The organism is Parafannyhessea umbonata (assembly GCF_012844235.1).
Classification (GTDB): Bacteria; Actinomycetota; Coriobacteriia; order Coriobacteriales; family Atopobiaceae; genus Parafannyhessea.
In genome coordinates, this window is the sequence record NZ_JABAGR010000006.1 from 1 (window position 1) to 17,264 (window position 17,264).

20 protein-coding genes are annotated in these 17,264 nt (G+C 63.4%); 11 read left to right on the forward strand and 9 right to left on the reverse strand.

Going from position 1 to position 17,264, the window contains the following annotated elements; translation table 11 throughout:
• Nucleotides 1-234 precede the first annotated feature (234 nt).
• On the reverse strand, nt 235-750 hold the full coding sequence (locus HF885_RS06700; RefSeq protein ID WP_170104184.1) for a flavin reductase: 516 nt from the start codon (nt 748-750) through the stop codon (nt 235-237).
• Between the two features lie 148 nt (nt 751-898).
• On the opposite strand from HF885_RS06700, the gene HF885_RS06705 reads away from it, so the two are divergent.
• The 8 genes from HF885_RS06705 to HF885_RS06740 all read left to right on the forward strand — a co-directional run bounded on the left by HF885_RS06705 (nt 899) and on the right by HF885_RS06740 (nt 5,934).
• A complete protein-coding gene (locus HF885_RS06705) occupies nt 899-1,237 on the forward strand; it encodes a nucleotide pyrophosphohydrolase (RefSeq protein WP_170104185.1) in 339 nt (112 codons plus the stop codon).
• A gap of 170 nt (nt 1,238-1,407) precedes the next feature.
• Nucleotides 1,408-1,944 carry a hypothetical protein gene (locus HF885_RS06710; RefSeq protein WP_170104186.1) on the forward strand — a complete coding sequence of 179 codons (537 nt, stop codon included), beginning with the start codon at nt 1,408-1,410 and terminating at the stop codon, nt 1,942-1,944.
• Between the two features lie 153 nt (nt 1,945-2,097).
• A complete protein-coding gene (locus tag HF885_RS06715) occupies nt 2,098-2,424 on the forward strand; it encodes an HIRAN domain-containing protein (protein WP_170104187.1) in 327 nt (108 codons plus the stop codon).
• Nucleotides 2,425-2,759: 335 nt separating this feature from the next.
• Nucleotides 2,760-2,984: a hypothetical protein gene (locus HF885_RS06720; RefSeq protein WP_170104188.1), complete on the forward strand. Its 225-nt coding sequence runs from the start codon at nt 2,760-2,762 to the stop codon at nt 2,982-2,984.
• Nucleotides 2,985-3,197: 213 nt separating this feature from the next.
• Nucleotides 3,198-4,142 (forward strand): patatin-like phospholipase family protein, encoded by a 945-nt coding sequence (locus HF885_RS06725; RefSeq protein WP_328804355.1) that lies wholly within the window; start codon nt 3,198-3,200, stop codon nt 4,140-4,142.
• Between the two features lie 552 nt (nt 4,143-4,694).
• Entirely contained in the window at nt 4,695-4,862 is a 168-nt protein-coding gene (locus HF885_RS06730) for a hypothetical protein (RefSeq protein WP_170104190.1), read from the forward strand.
• 2 nt (nt 4,863-4,864) lie between these two features.
• Nucleotides 4,865-5,341, forward strand: a complete 477-nt coding sequence (locus HF885_RS06735) for a YbaK/EbsC family protein (RefSeq protein WP_170104191.1) — start codon at nt 4,865-4,867, stop codon at nt 5,339-5,341.
• A gap of 377 nt (nt 5,342-5,718) precedes the next feature.
• On the forward strand, nt 5,719-5,934 hold the full coding sequence (locus HF885_RS06740; RefSeq protein WP_170104192.1) for a hypothetical protein: 216 nt from the start codon (nt 5,719-5,721) through the stop codon (nt 5,932-5,934).
• A 16-nt stretch (nt 5,935-5,950) separates the two neighbouring features.
• Here the strand turns inward: HF885_RS06740 and HF885_RS06745 are convergent, their stop codons facing one another.
• From HF885_RS06745 to HF885_RS06755, 3 genes are all read right to left on the reverse strand, one after another.
• Nucleotides 5,951-6,955: a formamidase gene (locus HF885_RS06745; protein ID WP_170104193.1), complete on the reverse strand. Its 1,005-nt coding sequence runs from the start codon at nt 6,953-6,955 to the stop codon at nt 5,951-5,953.
• Between the two features lie 338 nt (nt 6,956-7,293).
• Entirely contained in the window at nt 7,294-8,103 is an 810-nt protein-coding gene (locus HF885_RS06750) for a hypothetical protein (protein ID WP_090861232.1), read from the reverse strand.
• 208 nt (nt 8,104-8,311) lie between these two features.
• On the reverse strand, nt 8,312-9,121 hold the full coding sequence (locus HF885_RS06755) for an alpha/beta hydrolase (protein WP_170104194.1): 810 nt from the start codon (nt 9,119-9,121) through the stop codon (nt 8,312-8,314).
• A gap of 303 nt (nt 9,122-9,424) precedes the next feature.
• On the opposite strand from HF885_RS06755, the gene HF885_RS06760 reads away from it, so the two are divergent.
• Nucleotides 9,425-11,047 carry an alpha-amylase gene (locus tag HF885_RS06760; protein ID WP_170104195.1) on the forward strand — a complete coding sequence of 541 codons (1,623 nt, stop codon included), beginning with the start codon at nt 9,425-9,427 and terminating at the stop codon, nt 11,045-11,047.
• Between the two features lie 75 nt (nt 11,048-11,122).
• Here the strand turns inward: HF885_RS06760 and HF885_RS06765 are convergent, their stop codons facing one another.
• Together HF885_RS06765 and HF885_RS06770 are read right to left on the reverse strand one after the other, a co-directional pair.
• The gene (locus tag HF885_RS06765; protein WP_090861235.1) at nt 11,123-11,770 is read right to left on the reverse strand and encodes an NUDIX domain-containing protein; all 648 of its coding nucleotides are present in this window, start codon (nt 11,768-11,770) and stop codon (nt 11,123-11,125) included.
• Nucleotides 11,763-12,725, reverse strand: coding sequence for a hypothetical protein (locus HF885_RS06770; RefSeq protein ID WP_170104196.1), 963 nt, complete (start codon nt 12,723-12,725; stop codon nt 11,763-11,765). Before HF885_RS06770 ends, HF885_RS06765 begins: the two co-directional genes overlap by 8 nt.
• A 90-nt stretch (nt 12,726-12,815) precedes the next feature.
• Here HF885_RS06770 and HF885_RS06775 point away from each other — a divergent pair, with 90 nt between their 5' ends.
• Nucleotides 12,816-13,337, forward strand: coding sequence for a low molecular weight protein-tyrosine-phosphatase (locus HF885_RS06775; protein WP_170104197.1), 522 nt, complete (start codon nt 12,816-12,818; stop codon nt 13,335-13,337).
• Between the two features lie 93 nt (nt 13,338-13,430).
• On the opposite strand, the gene HF885_RS06780 is transcribed toward HF885_RS06775, so the two are convergent.
• From HF885_RS06780 to HF885_RS06790, 3 genes are all read right to left on the reverse strand, one after another.
• Nucleotides 13,431-14,213, reverse strand: coding sequence for an amino acid ABC transporter ATP-binding protein (locus HF885_RS06780; protein ID WP_090861238.1), 783 nt, complete (start codon nt 14,211-14,213; stop codon nt 13,431-13,433).
• Nucleotides 14,213-15,070, reverse strand: a complete 858-nt coding sequence (locus HF885_RS06785; RefSeq protein WP_090844765.1) for an amino acid ABC transporter permease — start codon at nt 15,068-15,070, stop codon at nt 14,213-14,215. Before HF885_RS06785 ends, HF885_RS06780 begins: the two co-directional genes overlap by 1 nt.
• 95 nt (nt 15,071-15,165) lie before the next feature.
• Nucleotides 15,166-16,059, reverse strand: coding sequence for an ABC transporter substrate-binding protein (locus tag HF885_RS06790; protein WP_170104198.1), 894 nt, complete (start codon nt 16,057-16,059; stop codon nt 15,166-15,168).
• 311 nt (nt 16,060-16,370) lie between these two features.
• Between HF885_RS06790 and HF885_RS06795 the strand changes: the two genes are divergently transcribed.
• A complete protein-coding gene (locus tag HF885_RS06795; RefSeq protein WP_170104199.1) occupies nt 16,371-17,156 on the forward strand; it encodes a 5'-methylthioadenosine/S-adenosylhomocysteine nucleosidase in 786 nt (261 codons plus the stop codon).
• Nucleotides 17,157-17,264: the final 108 nt, after the last annotated feature.

A 17,264-nucleotide genomic window follows, 5' to 3' on the forward strand; every position in this document is an offset into this window, starting at 1 on the left:
TCAGTTCCAGATCGTTGTTTTCGCCCGCTGAGCTGGGCCTATGCCGGAATCTCTCCCACAGAAACCACCGAAGAGCCGAATAAAGCCAAGCTAAGGCCTGCGGGCGAGAAGGACGCGTCCTTCTCGCCCGCGGCGTGTTTCTGGTAGCACGATTGTCGTGCGACGCGAATCTCTGGGTTGCGTGCGCGGCATCGCTGCGCTGCGCGTGGCACTGGCGTGATGCCGATGCGGCGGCTAGTCTGCCACGAGGACGTGCTCGACGTAACCCACGTACATGGTGTGGTAGTTGCCGGCGTCCGCGCCGGAGTAGTTGCGGGGCTCGACCTCGGGGTCGCAGATGCCCTCCGGCGCGAGCGGGCCGACGTACGCCTTGCGGCACACCAGGATCACGCGCGCCTGGTCGATCACCGGCGTGCCATCTACCAGCGACTGCGTGAGGTCCGTCTTCGCAAGTTTGTCACCATCACGGCCAGACGCCTTGCCCAGGATACCCAGCGCGGGGCGCTCCGTTCCGTCGAACAGGTTGACGGAGAACGTGTCGCTGCCATCCAGGAACTGCTTGGTGTAGCGGCTCTGGCGCACGTACGCGGTCGCGACGGGCTTGTTCCACAGGGTGCCGAGGCCGCCCCAGCTGATGGTCATGCAGTTGGACGCCGCATCGTTGCCGGCCGCAAGAAGCGCCCAGCCCCGGTCGAGCGCGTCAAAGGGCCTGAGCGTGAGCTCGTGTGCGTCTACCTCGTGAAATGCCATGTTCTCCTCCTTGTGCCTGGGCCCGCGCGGGGGGCGGTTTCATCTGGCACTACTGTACCTGCTTTTTGGCCGGCGCGGCGGGGGTTTGACGTGCGGCATACAATGGGCAGGTGCCGCGGGGCCGCCGCGGCAAAGCGGGGAGGCCAACATGACGTTTGACGAGGTAAGGCGCGACATCCTAAGGTTTCGCGACGAGCGCGACTGGGCGCAGTTCCACAATCCCAAGGACCTGGCGATATCCGTCTCGCTCGAGGCGGCAGAGCTTCTGGAGTGCTTCCAGTGGTCTGGGACGGACCTTGAGTGCGCCGGGCGCGCGCAGCGCATGGAGGAGGAGGAGCTTGCCGACGTGCTGATCTATTGCATAATGCTGGCCGACCGCCTGGGCGTGGACCCCGTGGAGGCCATGCGGCACAAGCTGGAGCAGAACGCACGGAAGTATCCCGTTGAGAAGGCTCGCGGCAGGTCGAGCAAGTATACGGAGCTGTAGGCCTGTCGGCGCCGCGAGCGAGACTTCGAGCAGGAGCCGCGAACGGTTGGATATGGCCTGTGAGCGGTTGGTGCCGGAATTAATGTCCACTGGCCTTCATACCATGTTCCCGTGGCGCACGCTGCATTTGGCGGCGCGACGTGCGATGACAACGGCATAGGGGGCGGTAGATGTTTACCACTGGTGACTCCGAAGAGGCCTGCGCGCGCCGCAAGCAGGAGATGCTGGCGTTTCTGCGGGCGGTGGACGTTCCGCTGGACACGAGCTACCTCAAGCGCGGGAGCTGGGAGTGGTTTGACGACCTGGGACAAGTGGTGGCGCTCTGCATGACGAAGGAGCCGTACGCGCGCGGGGTGGTGCGCAGCGAGGAGGACTGGCGCGCCCTGCTCGACCTTACGGTGAGCATCGTAACGAGCGTGTTGAAGACCGCGGCCGACGAAGAGGTCTCGTTTCTAGAGATGGTCATGCTGGCGGTCTTTGCTGCCTCGTGCAAGGCGTATGACAGCCTTTACCAGGGCAAGGTTCCGCCCGAGCTTGCCCGGCGCATGGCGGAGGCGAACCGTTGCATGTACGAGACCGGCAAGGAACTCCGGAAGTTTTCGCAGGAGCTCGAGGCCTTCGAGGGCTTTGGGCCCGAGGGTGCAGGTGGCGGCGATGCGGGAGACGGCGCGGATGCGGCCGAGAAGAACGCGGGGCCTGATTGGTAGGTGATGCTTCGGCCCGATGAGGCCATGGTGGGCGAGCGGCATGTTTTGGACCGCAAGTGGCGACGATGTGGGGATTAATGTCCACTGAAGCCGATAGAGTGCATGGCAGAAGGACGGACGTGAACGTCGTCACCACGTTGGAAAGGGGATGCCATGTACAAGCGGAGCAGGGAATACATGAGCTGCAACATCGCCGGCCAGTCACACTGGGACATTGCGGAAGTCTTTGGCGAGTTGAAGCCGGGCAGCAAGCTGAAGTTGAAGGCGGAGTCGGACAACCCCTATGACCCCAACGCGGTCGCCGTGTACTACAAGGGCGTGAAGATCGGCTTTGTGCCCAGGGCGCAGAACGAAACGATCAGCCTGCTTCTGGCCTATGGGCACAAGGATGTTTTCAAGGCGTACGTGTTTGCCGTCGACCCGTCGAGGGACCTTGAGCACCGCGTTACCATGCGTATCAACGTGAGGGACGCACGCTAGGAAGCAGTTCTTCTCACAAAACCGCACGTGAGACATGTAGGTGGGGTGCAGGGTGCGTGGTGGAGCGTTGTCGTGGGGGTGCAGATTGTGTGCGTGGCCTTTGCCAGGGCGCCGAAATGCTTCCCGTCATACCGAGTTTACTTGACAAATGGCGCCCCTGCTGAGGTGCTGATTTCTTGCCACGAACACATTTCTGAGCGGATTTTGAAGGTAAGGAAGTTGTTTCCGCAGATAAATGCGGAGTTAGGAGGGGGATTCTGGCGCGTTCCTCCGGACTCTTCTGGGTAAGGTGTAGTTGTCCCTTACGACGAGTTTGGAAGGAAGGTGTAAGTGTGTTGAGGATCAAGGATATGAGCAAGCAGCAGAGGCGCGTGTTTGACGCCTGCAGCAACGGTTGGTTCGTCAGCGGCGTTTACACCGCCATGTTCGACGGCCACAAGCGTGACTTCGCCGTGGACAGCCTGGGAATGCTCTATGATGGCGTCGAGAACTGGTTTGGCGAGCATGCTGCCGACCACGGCGGCTCTCACCTGTTGGTGAAGTGCGTCAAGGCGCTTTAGTACCTGCGGGTACTCCGCTGCGTTCTGGCGTGGCCACGAGGCGGAAGGCGTGATCTTCTCGCCTGCAAAACTTTGAAATAGAAATTCTGACAACCAAGATCGGCCGTCCTGCGGGGCGGTCGTTCTTATGTCGCGCGAAATGGGTACCAGAACAGGAAGGGCACGACTGCCCGGACCGGTTTGCTTACGACGAAGGGGGTCGTTTTGTCCAAGGTGGATGGGGTTGGCATCGCGTTCTGCGGTGGCGGTTTCAGGTCCTTTGCCGAGGTTGCGGCGATTGAGGACATGCAGAGAAGCGACGTGAGGTACGGTGCCGTGGCGGGAACGTCGATGGGATCATTGGTGGCGGCGCTTGCAGCATCGGGCGTGAGCACCGCCCGCATGGCGGAGCTACTTGTTGCGATGGACAAGCGCACCGTTGAGGAGGGCGTGCTCAGGAACATGCCCCTGAAGGTGCTGAACGTGATATCGAACAAGGGCATGGTGGACAGCGCCATCCTTGAGGACTATGCGCGGGAGGTTCTGGAGGGCGCGGGGATCAGGACGTTTGCCGACTTCGTGATGCCCGTTGCCATTACGGCCGTCGACATTGTGAGTGGTGAGCTCTTTGTGTTTACGAACGACGAGGAGCTCTTTGCGGCGGATGGTGGTAACTGGAACACGGTGTGCGACCTGTCGCTGGACGTTGCGAAGTGCTGCGCGTGCTCGGGCTCGTATCCGCTAGTGATCACGCCGACTAAGTACCTTGGCCGGACGTTCATGGACGGTGGTTGCCGCATGAACCTGCCAACGCCCCTGTTCGACAGGAGCATGGTGGATGCCGTGGTAGGCGTGGGCCTTATCAGGAAGCCGCGACTGGTGGAGGACATCACTCCGCTGAACATTGCCATGCGAACGATGGGCTGCGGGGCGAACCAGCTGGACCGCATTCATGCGAACGCGGCGGACCTTTACATTAACCTGCCCGTGAGCGGCGACGACGCATTCCAGGCGGGCACGGGTGCCCAGGTGATAGACGAGGCTCGCCAGATGCTGCGCGACAATCCACCCGACTGGAACGCCGTGCGCCCGAGCATGCTGGAATCCATCCGCAAACGTGCGGTGGACGCGTTCTACAACATGGTCAAGACGGTGCCGAAGAGCGTGAAGATGTCCTGAGCCACGTGTGGCGAGCGCCCATAACATGTGTGGGTCGTATGAAGATGACTGACAGAATAGTGTCCGGAGGAAGCGGGCGGTGCGTGCGCTGCGAAGGCAAATGGAAGAGAGCTGTCGCACGTTAAGCGTGCGGAACTTCTTTAGGAGCTGCGGCAGAGGAAGAAATGCGCGCCCTATTTCTGAAAGAATATACAGGTAGCTGAAATACACTCAGATATGGGATGGAAACAGGGATGTATATGCACGCACTTGGATGAAACAACATGACTTGGAAAGAGAAATCAAGACAAGTGCAAGATAGGCGAGAACATCGTAACATTCGATTTTTAACCGAAATACGGGAAGGAAACACAAGGTAGTTATTTTGATGTGCCTGCTTCCAGAGGGGCAATCGAGTTGTGATACGAAAGTGACAATAATAAAATTTCAAACCTATTAATCGGCTAGACTTTGCATCTCCGGCGGTCATAATTGTCCGTATGCGACGCTGGGAAACGCCCTGCGCGCGAAGCAGCCTGACGAGCGCGACCCAAAGAAGGACGGAGAGACGCGATGGCAGAAGACAAGTTTGTACTTCCCCCGTTGGACACGAAGTATCACTGCACGAACCCGGACCGCGAGATGACGCTGGGACAGATGCTTGACGGTGTCGATCCCGACATGTGGCCGACGGACGAGGAGATGCTTGAGACGCTCCTGTTCTGCATGGACGCTGAGTAGCCTTGTCGGCGGAATCGACGCGCGCGTACCTGGCTCGCTATGGTCTGGACGAGAAGATCATCACGTACGACGTGCTGACGGCGACCGTGGAGCAGGCGGCGGAGGCATCTGGCCTGGAGCCCGGGCAAATTGGCAAGACGATGGCCTTCGACGTGGACGGCGATGCGGTGCTTGTGGTGTGCGCCGGCGACGCGAAGGTGTGGAATTCCGCGTTCAAAAGGCAGTTTCACACGAAGCCGACCTTCATAAAGCCGGAACAGCTCGAGGAGCGCGTGGGACATCCCATGGGCGGCGTATGCCCGTTTGACGTAAAGCCTGAGGTCAAGTGCTACTTAGACGTATCGCTCAAGCGCTACGACTTTGTGCGACCCGCCGCCGGCAGCGAGAACACAGGCGTCGATACCACGATGGAAGAGCTTGAGCAGGCAAGTCACTCCCTGGGATGGGTGGACGTGTGCAAGGGCTGGCGTGAGGAGTAGGCCCTAACGCCGCGGTGGCGTGACGCTTTGGTGCCACGGTGGACCCACGACGAGAAACGAAGGTGTTTCTCGGCGGAAAAAGGCGGAAATAGTGGCGCCGTAATGTTTGCTGTAACGTTAACAGGAGGAAGACGGATGTCCCTTGCAGCCAACAACATCGTGAGCGCAGGCACCCAGGTGCTCGCTGGCACATGGTGGTGGACAAGGACTACTGGACTTCCGGACTAGCGACGGCCGCCTAACTATACGCATCAAAAGCCCTCGGACTAGCTCCGGGGGTCTTTTTGTATGCCGAGGCGGCATGACACCGCGCGTGCCGCAAGAGACGGGTCACCATTGGACGGACGCGGGAGCGCCCAGAGGAAAGGACAGCGACCATGGCAGAGACGAAGACCACCGATCCCTATCGCACGTACCTGCGCGAGGACCAGATTCCGACTGCCTGGTCCAAGCTGAAGCGCGACGGCTACATGGAGGCCGTCGCGGTGAAGCAGTCGGATGGTTGCGGCGGCGTAGGGCAAAGAGGCGAGAAGGACGCACGGCCATGGCCACACGTCCTTCTCGCCTGGAGAACCCTGTGCCAGCGTACCTGACGACTGCGCGCCGCGCTTAGTTGCCGAACCTGCCGCCCGTGGTGGGGTAGCCGTAGATCGAGCCGTCCTTGATCTGGATGTCGTCCTCCCATGGCAGGTGGTAGCGACCGGCTGCGAGGTCCTTTATGTAGGTGAGTCCGGCGTCGCTCTCTCCGCCCGGTTTGGCAACGTATCCGCGATGTCCCAGATTGTAGATGTTGTTTTCCAGTCCCCATGTGCGGCGTGCGTTGTCCGCGAGCTCGGGGTAGATCTCGCCGGTGACGATTTCCCACGGATTGCGCTGACCCTGCACCAGTGTGGTGCCGTCGAAGTTGCAGATTTGACCCTCGCCAAAGTAATAGAAGGTGTTGTCGTAGCCAGCCAGGTTGACGGATACCGTGTACATGAGGTTCTGCCAGGCGTTGGAGCGGTTCGTCAGGATCCACTGGTCGTTAACCTGTGTGCTGTAGCCCGAGATTCGAATGTATACGTTGCAGCCCTTATATGCGGCCTCGCGGGCGAGCTCCGGAATCATGCCGTCGTGGCAGATGCAGACGGAGAGCTTGGACCCGCCGGGACCCTCGCAAACCGGCATGCCAAGGTCGCCGGGATACCACGGCTCGATGGGGTTCCAAGGGAAGAGCTTGCGGTATTTGAGGACGATGTCACCGTTGGGATCGATGATGATGGCGGTGTTGTATGGGTTCTTGTCGGGGTCGGGGTTGCGCTCCATGATTGAGAACACGCCGTATACGCCACACTCCTGGCATGCCTTCGAAAACGCCTCGGTCTCCGGTCCGGGGATGTCGCACAGGAACTCGTCGGTCAGCCACTTGGACGTGTTGAGGCCTTGAGTGCTGTACTCAGGGAACACTATGAGCTCGACGCCTGGATAGCCCGCCTTAGTGGCGTGCACGGTGCGCACGATGCTCTTCACCTGGCGGTCAATGTCCTCGCGGCTGTTGACCACTGGAGCAGGAAACTGAATAGCCGCCACAAGGAATCCCATTTTCGGCTTTGACATGCTGCCAATACTGCCCATAGCGTTCCTCCCTCTATCCTGCGTTACAAAAGGTCGAAGGCTATCCTATGCGAGAACCATCGCTTGGAACGCCTGTCGACTGTAGTTATGGTATGACGTTAGGTATGCAGAATAGTGAGTAAGAGAGCGAGCTTCCAAAGCTCTTTACGGACGAGAAATTTGACTGAAAACGTTTGTGCCAGTCTGTGCTATATGGTGTCGAAAACACGGTTGCGGCGGCGTAGGGCAAAGAGGCGAGAAGGACGCACGGCCATGGCCACACGTCCTTCTCGCCTGCGTCGCACTAATCGTGACTTGCGCCTTGCTGGGTGGTGCGGATGCCCACCTGCGTGCCGGTGCTACGAGAGCGAGGACACGATCTGCGAGAGTGCGTCGTTCGCCTTCTGGCGGGCGGACTCGATGTCCGAGGACGACACGTTCTGGAAGTCGATGTTGGGCAGGTTGTCGGAGTCGATGGTGATGCCGTCGACGGAGAGGCTGCCAAGCAGGTCGTTCGCGGCGTCCTGGGCGTCCTTCACCTTGGACTTGTCCACCTTTACGTCGTCCGGGACGACGGTCTTGTCCAGCACCTTGCCGTCCTTGCCGACCAGCGTGACGGTGCACTTGACGTCCTTGCCCGTGACCTGCTGGTAGGCGCAGACGGGCAGACCGACGGCGATGGCGTCGTACATGTCCGCCATCTTCAGCTTGTCCGTGCCGAGCGTAATCGTGACCTTCGAGAAGTCCTTGTTGTGCTCCACCTTCGTGACGTTGGGGAAGGCATCGGAGTTTGCCATGGCGTCGAGCGCTGCCTTCACGCTCTTGCGCAGCTTGGACGAGAAGGACTTGTACTGCTCCTTGGTCATGGTGACCGTCCAGCTGCCGTTCTTGTTCTTGACGGCCTTCGTGCCGATGGTCTTCTCGAGCAGCTTCTTGATCTGCTTCGTGGACTTGCCCGCGTACTCGCTTCCCTGGAAGTAGTAGCTGGGGATGGTGACCTTCATGGTGTCGGAGGATTCGTCCTTCTGACTCTTCTTTGCGGAGCTGACCTCCGTGGCGTCGACCGCCTTGCCGTTGACCGTGCCGCAGGCGACAAGGCCGAGCCCCATGGTGAGCGCGCATGCGACCGCAAGGCCCTTGCGCGCGATGCTGTGAGTGCGCTTGAGCATGTCATCCTCCCGATGTGCCTATGACGTGCTGATGCCGAATGCCCACATTCTACCCATTTGGGGCGGGTTGTGGTCGATGTGCCCACGATGGTGACAAACGTCACGGGTGGCTGAACGAAACGTGAACGGCCCGCCGCGTGTTGTCGCGACGGGCCGTGGAAGGCGTTGTGCATGGGGAAGTTGCGTATGGGAACGTTGTGCGTGCCGGTTAGATGCGATGCTCCATCCAGGCGATGTAGTCCGCGATGACCTCGTCGCGGCACCACTCGTTTACGACCTCGTGGTAGCAGTTGCCGTAGATCTTCATCTGCTTGTCCGTGCTCGCGACGGCGGCAAACAGGTCGTAGGTGTCCTCGTAGGAGATGAGGCCGTCCTTCTCGCCGTGCGTGAGCAGCACGGGATACGCGAACTTGCACTTGTTGTCCGCAAACCACGCAAGGCCGTCCTTCAGGGCATATACCAGGCCAATCGCGAACGTCTTGCGGTTGAGGGGATCCCTTGCGTACCAGTCGCGAACCTCGTCGACGCTGCAGACGCCGCTGCCGAGCTCGTTGGGGAGCTGCGTGTGCGGGTCGACGCCCGTGGGCGTGCTGGCAAACATGCCCGCCTTGTCCTCCGTGAGGCCGCCGTTACAGATGATGCCGCGGAGGTTCTTGTTGGGATACTTCACTCCGTAGAGCGCGACGCAGTAGCCACCCATGCTGTGGCCGAAGAGGAATACGGGACGATCGGGGTTCTCGGCGATGGCGCGGTCGACCACGACGTTGGTGTCGTCCAGAATCTCATCCCAGCGGGAGTAGTACGCGCATTCGCCCTCGCTCTTGCCGTGGCCGCGGTGGTCGAAGCGATACGTGCCGATGCCGGCCTCGTGCAGCTTCTGGGCCAGGTAGTCATAGCGGCCCTGGTGCTCGCACAGGCCGTGCACTATGACGCATACGGCCCTGTCGTCTGCGGTGACCTCTGGGTTGTAGAAGAGCCGCGTGCCGTCGAACGAGGTGATGAACTGGTCGTCTGCCATGGGTGGCCTCCTTGTGGTCGCGTGCGTGGCTCGCGGGCGGAAGCGTCGTGCGCGCTGGGCGTCGGTGGCGCACACGGCGACGCCGCCCGCGAGACCGTTGCATGTTTGATTGTAGGCCGGTCGTGTGGGGTGTCGTGGCCTTCTGGGGAGACGGTCGCGGGCGCGCCGTGGGCGGAGGCGCGGGGCTGTCGCGCTGCCGCGGGAGTGGGCTGCGCGTGCGGCGACGTCGCACTTCTAGAAGTGCGATATGTGGGGACACCTGACGCGAGCGACTGGGTACGAATTACGAGGGAGGCGGAACTGATGGACAACGGAACCATGCTGCAGGGGTTCAGCTGGTACCTTCCGGCTGACGGCGCGCACTGGAGGCGCCTTGCGAAGAGCGCGCAGCGCCTTGCGGACGAGGGGGTCACGGCGGTGTGGCTGCCGCCCGCGTACAAGGGCCAGGCTGGCGGGTTTGACGTGGGCTACGGCGTGTACGACACGTACGACCTGGGAGAATTTGACCAGAAGGGAACCGTCGCCACCAAGTACGGCACGAAGGACGAGTACCTTGCGTGCATTCGGGCGCTGCAGGCCGCGGGCGTGCAGGCGCTGGGAGACGTGGTGCTGAACCAGCGCATGGGCGCGGATGCGACGGAGGACGTGGTTGCGCGCGAGGTTGCCGCCAACGACCGCAACCGCGTGGTTGTGGGCCCACACAAGATTCGCGCGTGGACCAGGTTCTGCTTCCCGGGCAGGCGCGGGAAGTACTCCGCGTTCACGTGGGACTGGCGCTGCTTTCACGGCGTGGACTGGGACGACGCCACGCGGCGCGGCGGGATCTACCTGTTTGACGGCAAGAGCTGGGACAACGAGGTGGATCACGACGACAACGGCAACTACGACTACCTGATGGGCTGCGACGTGGACCTTTCGTACCCGCCCGTGTACGACGAGCTCGTGCGCTGGGGCAAGTGGTACCTGGACACGACGGGGCTCGACGGGTTCCGCTTCGACGCGCTCAAGCACATGGGTCGCGAGTTCTACCAGCGTTGGCTTCCCGAGATGCGCGACTACACCGGGCGCGAGCTCTTCTCGGTGGGGGAATACTGGACGCCGCGCGTGGACGAGCTGGTCTCGTACATAAACGACATGCCGACGATGAGCCTGTTCGACGTGCCGCTTCACTATCACTTCTATAGCGCGTCGTGCTCGAACGGGGACTTCGACCTGTCGAAGCTGTTCGACCGCACGCTGAGCACGTGGAACCCCGTGCGCGCGGTCACGTTTGTGGAGAACCACGACACGCAGCCCGGGCAGGCGCTGCAGTCGCTCGTGCTGCCGTGGTTCAAGCCGAGCGCGTACGCGTGCATCCTGCTTCGCGAGGCCGGCTACCCGTGCGTGTTCTACGGCGACCTGTACGGCATGCCAAACGACGGCAACATCCCCGCGGTGGTGGAGCTGCCACTTTTGATGGAGATCAGGCGGCGCTTCGCGTACGGTCGCCAGCGCGACTGGCTGGACGACGCGGACACCATTGGCTGGACGCGCGAGGGCGAGCGCGGGCGCGAGGGCTCCGGCGTGGCCGTGGTGCTGACGGACCGCGCCGGCGGCGCGAAGCGCATGCTGGTGGGCGAGGGGCACGCCGGCGAGCTGTGGCACTGCGTGATAGGGGAGGAGAAGGACGTTCGCATTGGGCCGGACGGCTGGGCGGAGTTTGGCTGCGGCGGCGGGCGGCTGTCCGTGTACCTGAGCGACGCGGCCGCCGGCGTGCTCGAGCACGACTGGGTGAACGCCATCCACGCGCCGGACGCGGACCCGTACACGGACGACGACCCCGTGCGCGCGGAGACCGAGGAGGCCGTGCGCGAGCATCCGGAACTCGAGGGCGAGGTGCGGCGACTTGCACGGGAAGGCCTCGACGGCGAGGGCGTCGCGGGCTAGCGTGCGGCCGGCGCCGGCCCGTGCCGGCATTGCCGTCAAGCTCGCTGGCGCTGCCGGTATCTGGGCGAGAAGGGCCTAGAGTCCCTGCAGCGCCAGCCACGCGTCCGCAACGATCTGCGCGTGGTCGAAGGCAAGGCCGTCGCCCCTGACGTCCTGCGCGCGCAGGCGGTGCGTGATGGGCTGCTCGCGCGCCGTGAACTCGCTCGTGAGCGTCGTGCCCTCGTGCGCGAGCGCAAGCGTCACAGAGTCGCCGTCGCTCACGGGCCCCACGAGCGTCGCGGCAACGTCAAACCACGCGGCGCGAGCGGCGTCGTCTGCGGCAACGGGGATGGAGCCCGCGTCGTCCAGCGCGACGAACGCGTACGAGATGGTCCAGCCGCGCGGGTCGCGGCCGGGGGTGCTGTACAGGCCTATGGGCTCGAGCTTCAGGCCTGACACGCAGGTCTCCTCCTCAAGCTCGCGCGCCGCGCAGGCGTCTGCGGTCTCGTCCGGGTTGCAGAAGCCGCCGGGCGTGGCCCAGCGTCCCAGGTAGGGGTGGCCGCCGCGCTGCACCAGCAGCAGCTGCAGACCACCGTCATGCCGACGGAACACGCAGATGTCTGCCGTGAGCGAGGGTTGGGGATACTTCTTCGGCGTGTAGCTTGCAAGGAACTCGGCCTCGGTCAGGCCGTTTTTGTCCCGCGGCTCCGTACCCTGCGCGGCGTTGGCTGCATCGTTAGGCATTGGGCTCACCGTCCTTCTCGTCCTGGGCGGCCTTGGCCAGAAACTCGTTCGCCCTGTCGCGGCGCTCGTCCGCGGAAAGGCTTGCAAGCTCGTCCAGCTTGTCGAGCAGCGTCTTCCAGCCGTCGAAGTGCGTGATCGCCCGCAGCCCCGCCGCCACGTAGCGCGCGTCGTCGAACTTGCCGGCGTTCAGCGTGTCGTTCAGCAGCTCCTGCATGGTGTCGACCGCGAGCTTGGACGGGCCGTAGTTCTCGCCCGCGCGCTTCAGGCGCTGTGCGGCCTCCGCGCTGGAAAGGTGGGCGAGCCTGTGCCCGCGGCCGCTTGCGTGGGCAAGCTCGTGCAGCTCCGCGTGGGGGTCCGCGTAGACGTCGTCCGGATCGAAGTCCTCGTACACGGCGTAGTGCGCGGCCGCAAGCTCGTACTTGCCCTGCGTCACCAGAACGTTTGCGCGGAACGCGTGGTACCGCGCGAGGTCGGTTGCAATAATGATGAGCGGCCATGCGGCCTCGATGTCACGCTCCACCGCGTCGAAATCGCCCATGGCCTCGTGCGACATGGCTCGCTCCAGGTAGAGGCCGGCGTCCGCCGTGTTGAAGCGCAGCGCGTTGTCTATGGCGGCCGCGGCGTCCTCGTAGCGCCCCAGCGCGTACAGCAGCGCGGAGTGGATGCCGTACGCGTCCGTGTACGGCGCAACGGTGGGCTTCACGGCGTTGGGGTCGACGTCCGGGTGCGCGTTGAGGTACAGGTACGCCTGCGTGGGGTCCGTGAAGTCCAGGCGGTCGGGCAGGCAGTCTGGCTCCTCCTGCGCAGACCTCTGCAAGCGGTCCAGAAGCGGTGTCAGCATGCGCAGCGCCTGATCGGGGTGCTTCATCTGCAGCGCAAACTGCACGCGCCTGAACGTTGCCTGCGCGTCGTCCCGCAGCTTCTGCTGCTCTGCCGTCAGGTCGGTGTCTGCCATGGTTCCTCCTTGTGCGGGACGCGCCCGCCTCGACTTTGATCCGTTCAGTATAGACTGTGTCTGCAACGTCCGCGCACCGATGGGAGCCTCATGCACAAGCCCGCGCACAGCATTCTGTTTGTCTGCCACGGCAACATCTGCCGCTCGACCATGGCGGAGTTCGTGATGCAAGACCTCGTGCGCCGCGCCGGCCTTGCGCAAGACTTTCGCATAGACTCCGCCGCCACAAGCAGGGAGGAGCTGGGAAACGACGTCCACCCCGGAACCCGCGCGAAGCTTGCCGCGGAGGGCGTGCCGTGCGGGCATCACCGCGCGCGCCAGATGGGTCCTGCGGATTATGACGCGTTCGACAACATCGTGGGCATGGACCAGGACAACATGGACGGCATCTGCCGGCTGCTTCTGGGCGAGAAGGGCTACGGCTTCAGCTGGCGCCCCACCTCCGCGCGCGAGCGCGCCGCGGCCGACCCCGACCACAAGGTGTCGCGCCTGCTTGACTGGGCGGGAGTCGACCGTGACGTCGCGGACCCGTGGTACACCGGCAACTTCGACGCGACGTACGACGACGTGCTGTTGGGGTGTACCGCGATGTTGGACGCGCTCACGCGGTAGGCGCTGCCCCGGCGCCGCGCTCTTCTCGCCCAAAGCAAGAAGCCGCCCCACGCGCCAAGGCGTGAGGCGGTTTGCTAGCGGTTGCGGCCGGCGCTACGAGTTGTAGCTGTGGAAGAACGCGCGCGTCTCGGGGTCGGTCGCGTTGTCCATCACGTCTGCCGGGGTGCCGTTCTCCGCGACCTTGCCGCGGCGCAGAAGCACGATGCGGTCCGCGGCCTTGTGCGCAAAGCTCATCTCGTGCGTGGCCATCAGGATCGTGGCGCCCTGGTCCTTCAGCTCGGACACCATCTCGAGCACCTCGCCCACCAGCATGGGGTCGAGCGCGGAGGTGACCTCGTCCAGAAGCAGCAGCTCGGGGTCGCCCATCAGAGCACGGCAGATGGCGACGCGCTGCTGCTGGCCGCCGGAAAGGCGGTCCGGGTACTCGCGGGCCTTCTGGTCCATGCCGATGCGCTTCAAGAGGGCCATGGCCTTCTCCTCCGCGTCCGCGCGGTTCCACTTGAACACCTTGCGCGCGGCGAGCGTCACGTTGTTGAGGACGGTCATGTGCGGGAAGAGGTTGAACTGCTGAAACACCACGCCAATGCGCTTGCGGCACTCGTCCTGGTTGATGCGGGGGTCCGTTATGTCGGTCTCGCCCAGCCAGATCTGGCCGTCGTTCACGCGCTCCAGCATGTTGACGCACTTCATGAGCGTGGACTTGCCCGAGCCGGACGGTCCCAAAAGCGCGACCACCTCGTGCTTGTTCACGTCGAACGAGATGTGGTCGAGCACCACGTTGTCGCCAAAGCGCTTCACCACGTTGTCGATGCGCAGGACCTTCTGCGGCGCGCCACCCTGGGTGGCCGCGGTTCCCTCGTGTGCGATGTCTGGCATTAGACCATGCCTCCCGTCTGCTCGCGGCGGCGCAGCTTTGCGGAGTACCAGTCGTTCAGCAGGATGAACGGCACGCTCAGCAGGATGAAGAGCACGCTTGCGACCACGTACGGCGTGAAGTTGTACGTCTTGGCAACCATGATCTGGGCGGCGCGCACGGCGTCGACTGCGCCCAGGGTCGATATCAGGCCCACGTCCTTCTGCATGGATATGAAGTCGTTCATCAGGGCGGGAGCGATCTTGCGCAGCGCCTGCGGAATGATCACCAGGCGCATGGTCTGGCCGGACGTGAGTCCCAGCGAGCGCGCGGAAGCACGCTGCGACGGGTGCACGTCCTGGAAGCCGGCGCGCAGCACCTCCGCGATGTAGGCGGAGTACGACATGATGATGGCGACGGTACCCAGGATGGCCGGGTCTATGCGGCCAAAGATTCCCAGGCCCGGGATGCCAAAGCCAATCAGGTACAGCACGACCAGCATGGGGATGCCGCGCATGATGGTGGTGTACAGCCGCGCAACCACGCGCAGCGGAAACATGACCGCGGACGTGGTGATGCGGCACAGCGCCAGTGCCGTGCCCAGGATGGCGACGCCGATGACGGCGACCACCAGCACGCGCAGGTTAAGCAGCAGCCCGTCAAGCACCTGCGGCCACGCCTGCGCAAAGTACTCGGGCGAGAAGAACGACTGTTGCACTCGAGGCCAGCCCGGGGAGTTTGAAAGTCCAAACGCCACGAGGCCCACGAGCACGAGGGACGAAACGACGCTCGTGAGGTGCGAGCGTACGTTCTGCTTCCTGCGGTACTCCTCGCGTTCCAGCTCGACGTCGCTCACGGCGTCCTTGGTAGAGCCAGACATTCGGGAAGCCCCCTTCCTTGGGGTGGGTTGCCAAAACGGTTGACGAAAAACGGCCGAGACCAAGGTCCCGGCCGTCAGAGGGCGGCGCTTCGTCCCTACTTCTTCAGCGTGGGGATGTCCGTCGTGTACTCTGCAAGCCACTTGTCCTGCAGCTTCTTGACCGTGCCGTCCTTGGTGAGGGCGTCCATGGCCTTCTTCACGTACTTCGTGAGCGGGGAGTTCTTCGCCAGGGTGATGCCTAGGCCCTCCTTGTCCTCGGTGCCGGGGATCTGGCCCACCACTAGACCGTCGTCGATCTGCTTGGACTGGACCATGTACACGGCCTGCGGCGTGTCGGTCACCAGCGCGTCGCACTGGCCGGAGGTCACGGCCTGCGCCGCGGCGGAGTTGTCGTCGAAGATGCTGATGCCCTCGTCCTTTCCGCCCTTGATGATGTCCTTTACGTAGTCGTACGCGGTGGTGCCCACCATCACGGCGATGTTGGCGTCGGCAAGGTCGGAGCACTTCGTGGCGCTGGCGTACTTGCTGCTCTTCTGCAGGACGACGGCCTGAGTCGGGCGGAAGTACGCGGGCGAGAAGTCCACGGCCTTCTTGCGGTCGGAGTTGATGGACACCTGCTGGATGTTCAGGTCCCAGTCGTGCTCGCCGGGGGCGTATGCCTCGTCAAACGTGGTGCGTACCCACTTGACGTCCTTCTTCGCGAAGCCCATCTTGTCGGCCAGCGCGTAGACGAGGGCGGCCTCGAAGCCCTTGCCGGTCTGGGGCTTGTCGTCGATCACCCACGGGGTGTAGGCGGGGTTGCCGGTCGCGACGGTCAGCTTGCCCTCGGTGTGGGTCAGGCTCTTCACGCCGCCACTCTTCTTGCTGGAGCTGCCGGAGTCACTCGAGTTGGACGATCCGCAGGCCGCGAGGCCCAGCGTGGCAAACGCGGAGGCTCCCAGTGCGATGGCCTGGCGCCTGCTGATGGCGGTATCTGTGATGGACTTCATCGCTGTTCCTTTCACGCGTCCCCAAAGGGGGAGGCTCTTCTCATGCGTACGCCCCCCACACTAGCAAATGGCGGATTACGGGCCGTGCAATGGCATATAAAACTCGGCATCTTGTTACGCAATGTTGTTATTTCGGGCCTCCTCCAGACTGCATGGTGACGTGCCGTGCGTCTTGGCTTCGCACCGTCCGCCTTGGCGCCGCCCTTGGCTATACTTGCAGAGTCACATTGCAAGAGCCGCATCGCAATCCCATTGGGGCAAACGCCATCGCAGCGCCCGGCGGCGTCCGGGCACATCGTCAGGGGGCTTACATGGTCAAGACCGTCGCCGTGCTCAGCGCGCTTCGCAAGGAGTCGCTCGCGTTCTTCGAGCTTGGGGGAGAAGAGCCGCGCCGTCGCTGCGGCGTGGAGCTTGCGCGCCGCTCCGTCGCGGGCCTCGACGTCGTGGCCGCTGCCGGCGGCATGGGCACCATCAACGCGGCGGCCTCCGCCCAGCTGCTCATCGATGCGTGCCAGCCGGACGTCCTGCTGTTTTGCGGCATCGCAGGGAGCCTCAACCCCAGGATCGGCCAGGGAGACGTGGTGGTGGGCGAGCGTCTGGAGTGCCTCGAGGCGGACATGGACATCATCGCGGAGTCAGAGCCTCACCTCACGTCGTTTCCCTCCGACGCGCGGCTCGTGCGCCTGGCGAAGGAGGAGCTGGAGGCGCGGTCGTTCGAGCGCGTGGACAACGTGCGTGAGTCCGGCGCTGACGCGAGCGCTTCTAAGTACGGCACGCTTGCGCCGCACGCGCCGCGCTACGTGTGTGGCGCCATCGCGACGAGCGACCTCTTCAGCACGGCGCCCGATGTGCTGCGCGAGGTGCGCGGCCGCTATGCCGCGGACTGCGAGGAGATGGAGGGCGTGGCGGCGGCCCAGGTGGCAGCACGTGCCGGCGTGCCGTTCCTTGCGATCCGCTCCATCAGCAACGTGTGCGGCGAGCCGTACGAGGAGCTGGACGGCCGCGAGGCGGACCTCGTGGCGACGGCACGCCTTGCCGCGGACGTGACCATGGGCGTCATCGCGAGACTTGCGGCGAAGGGGCTTGACTCACGGTAGTCAGCGGCAGTCTGGGGGGGAAACCTTGGCGAGTAGGGTGGAAAATCCACATCGAGTAGGGTGGAAAATCCACATCGGATAGGGTGGAAAATCCACATCGGATAGGGT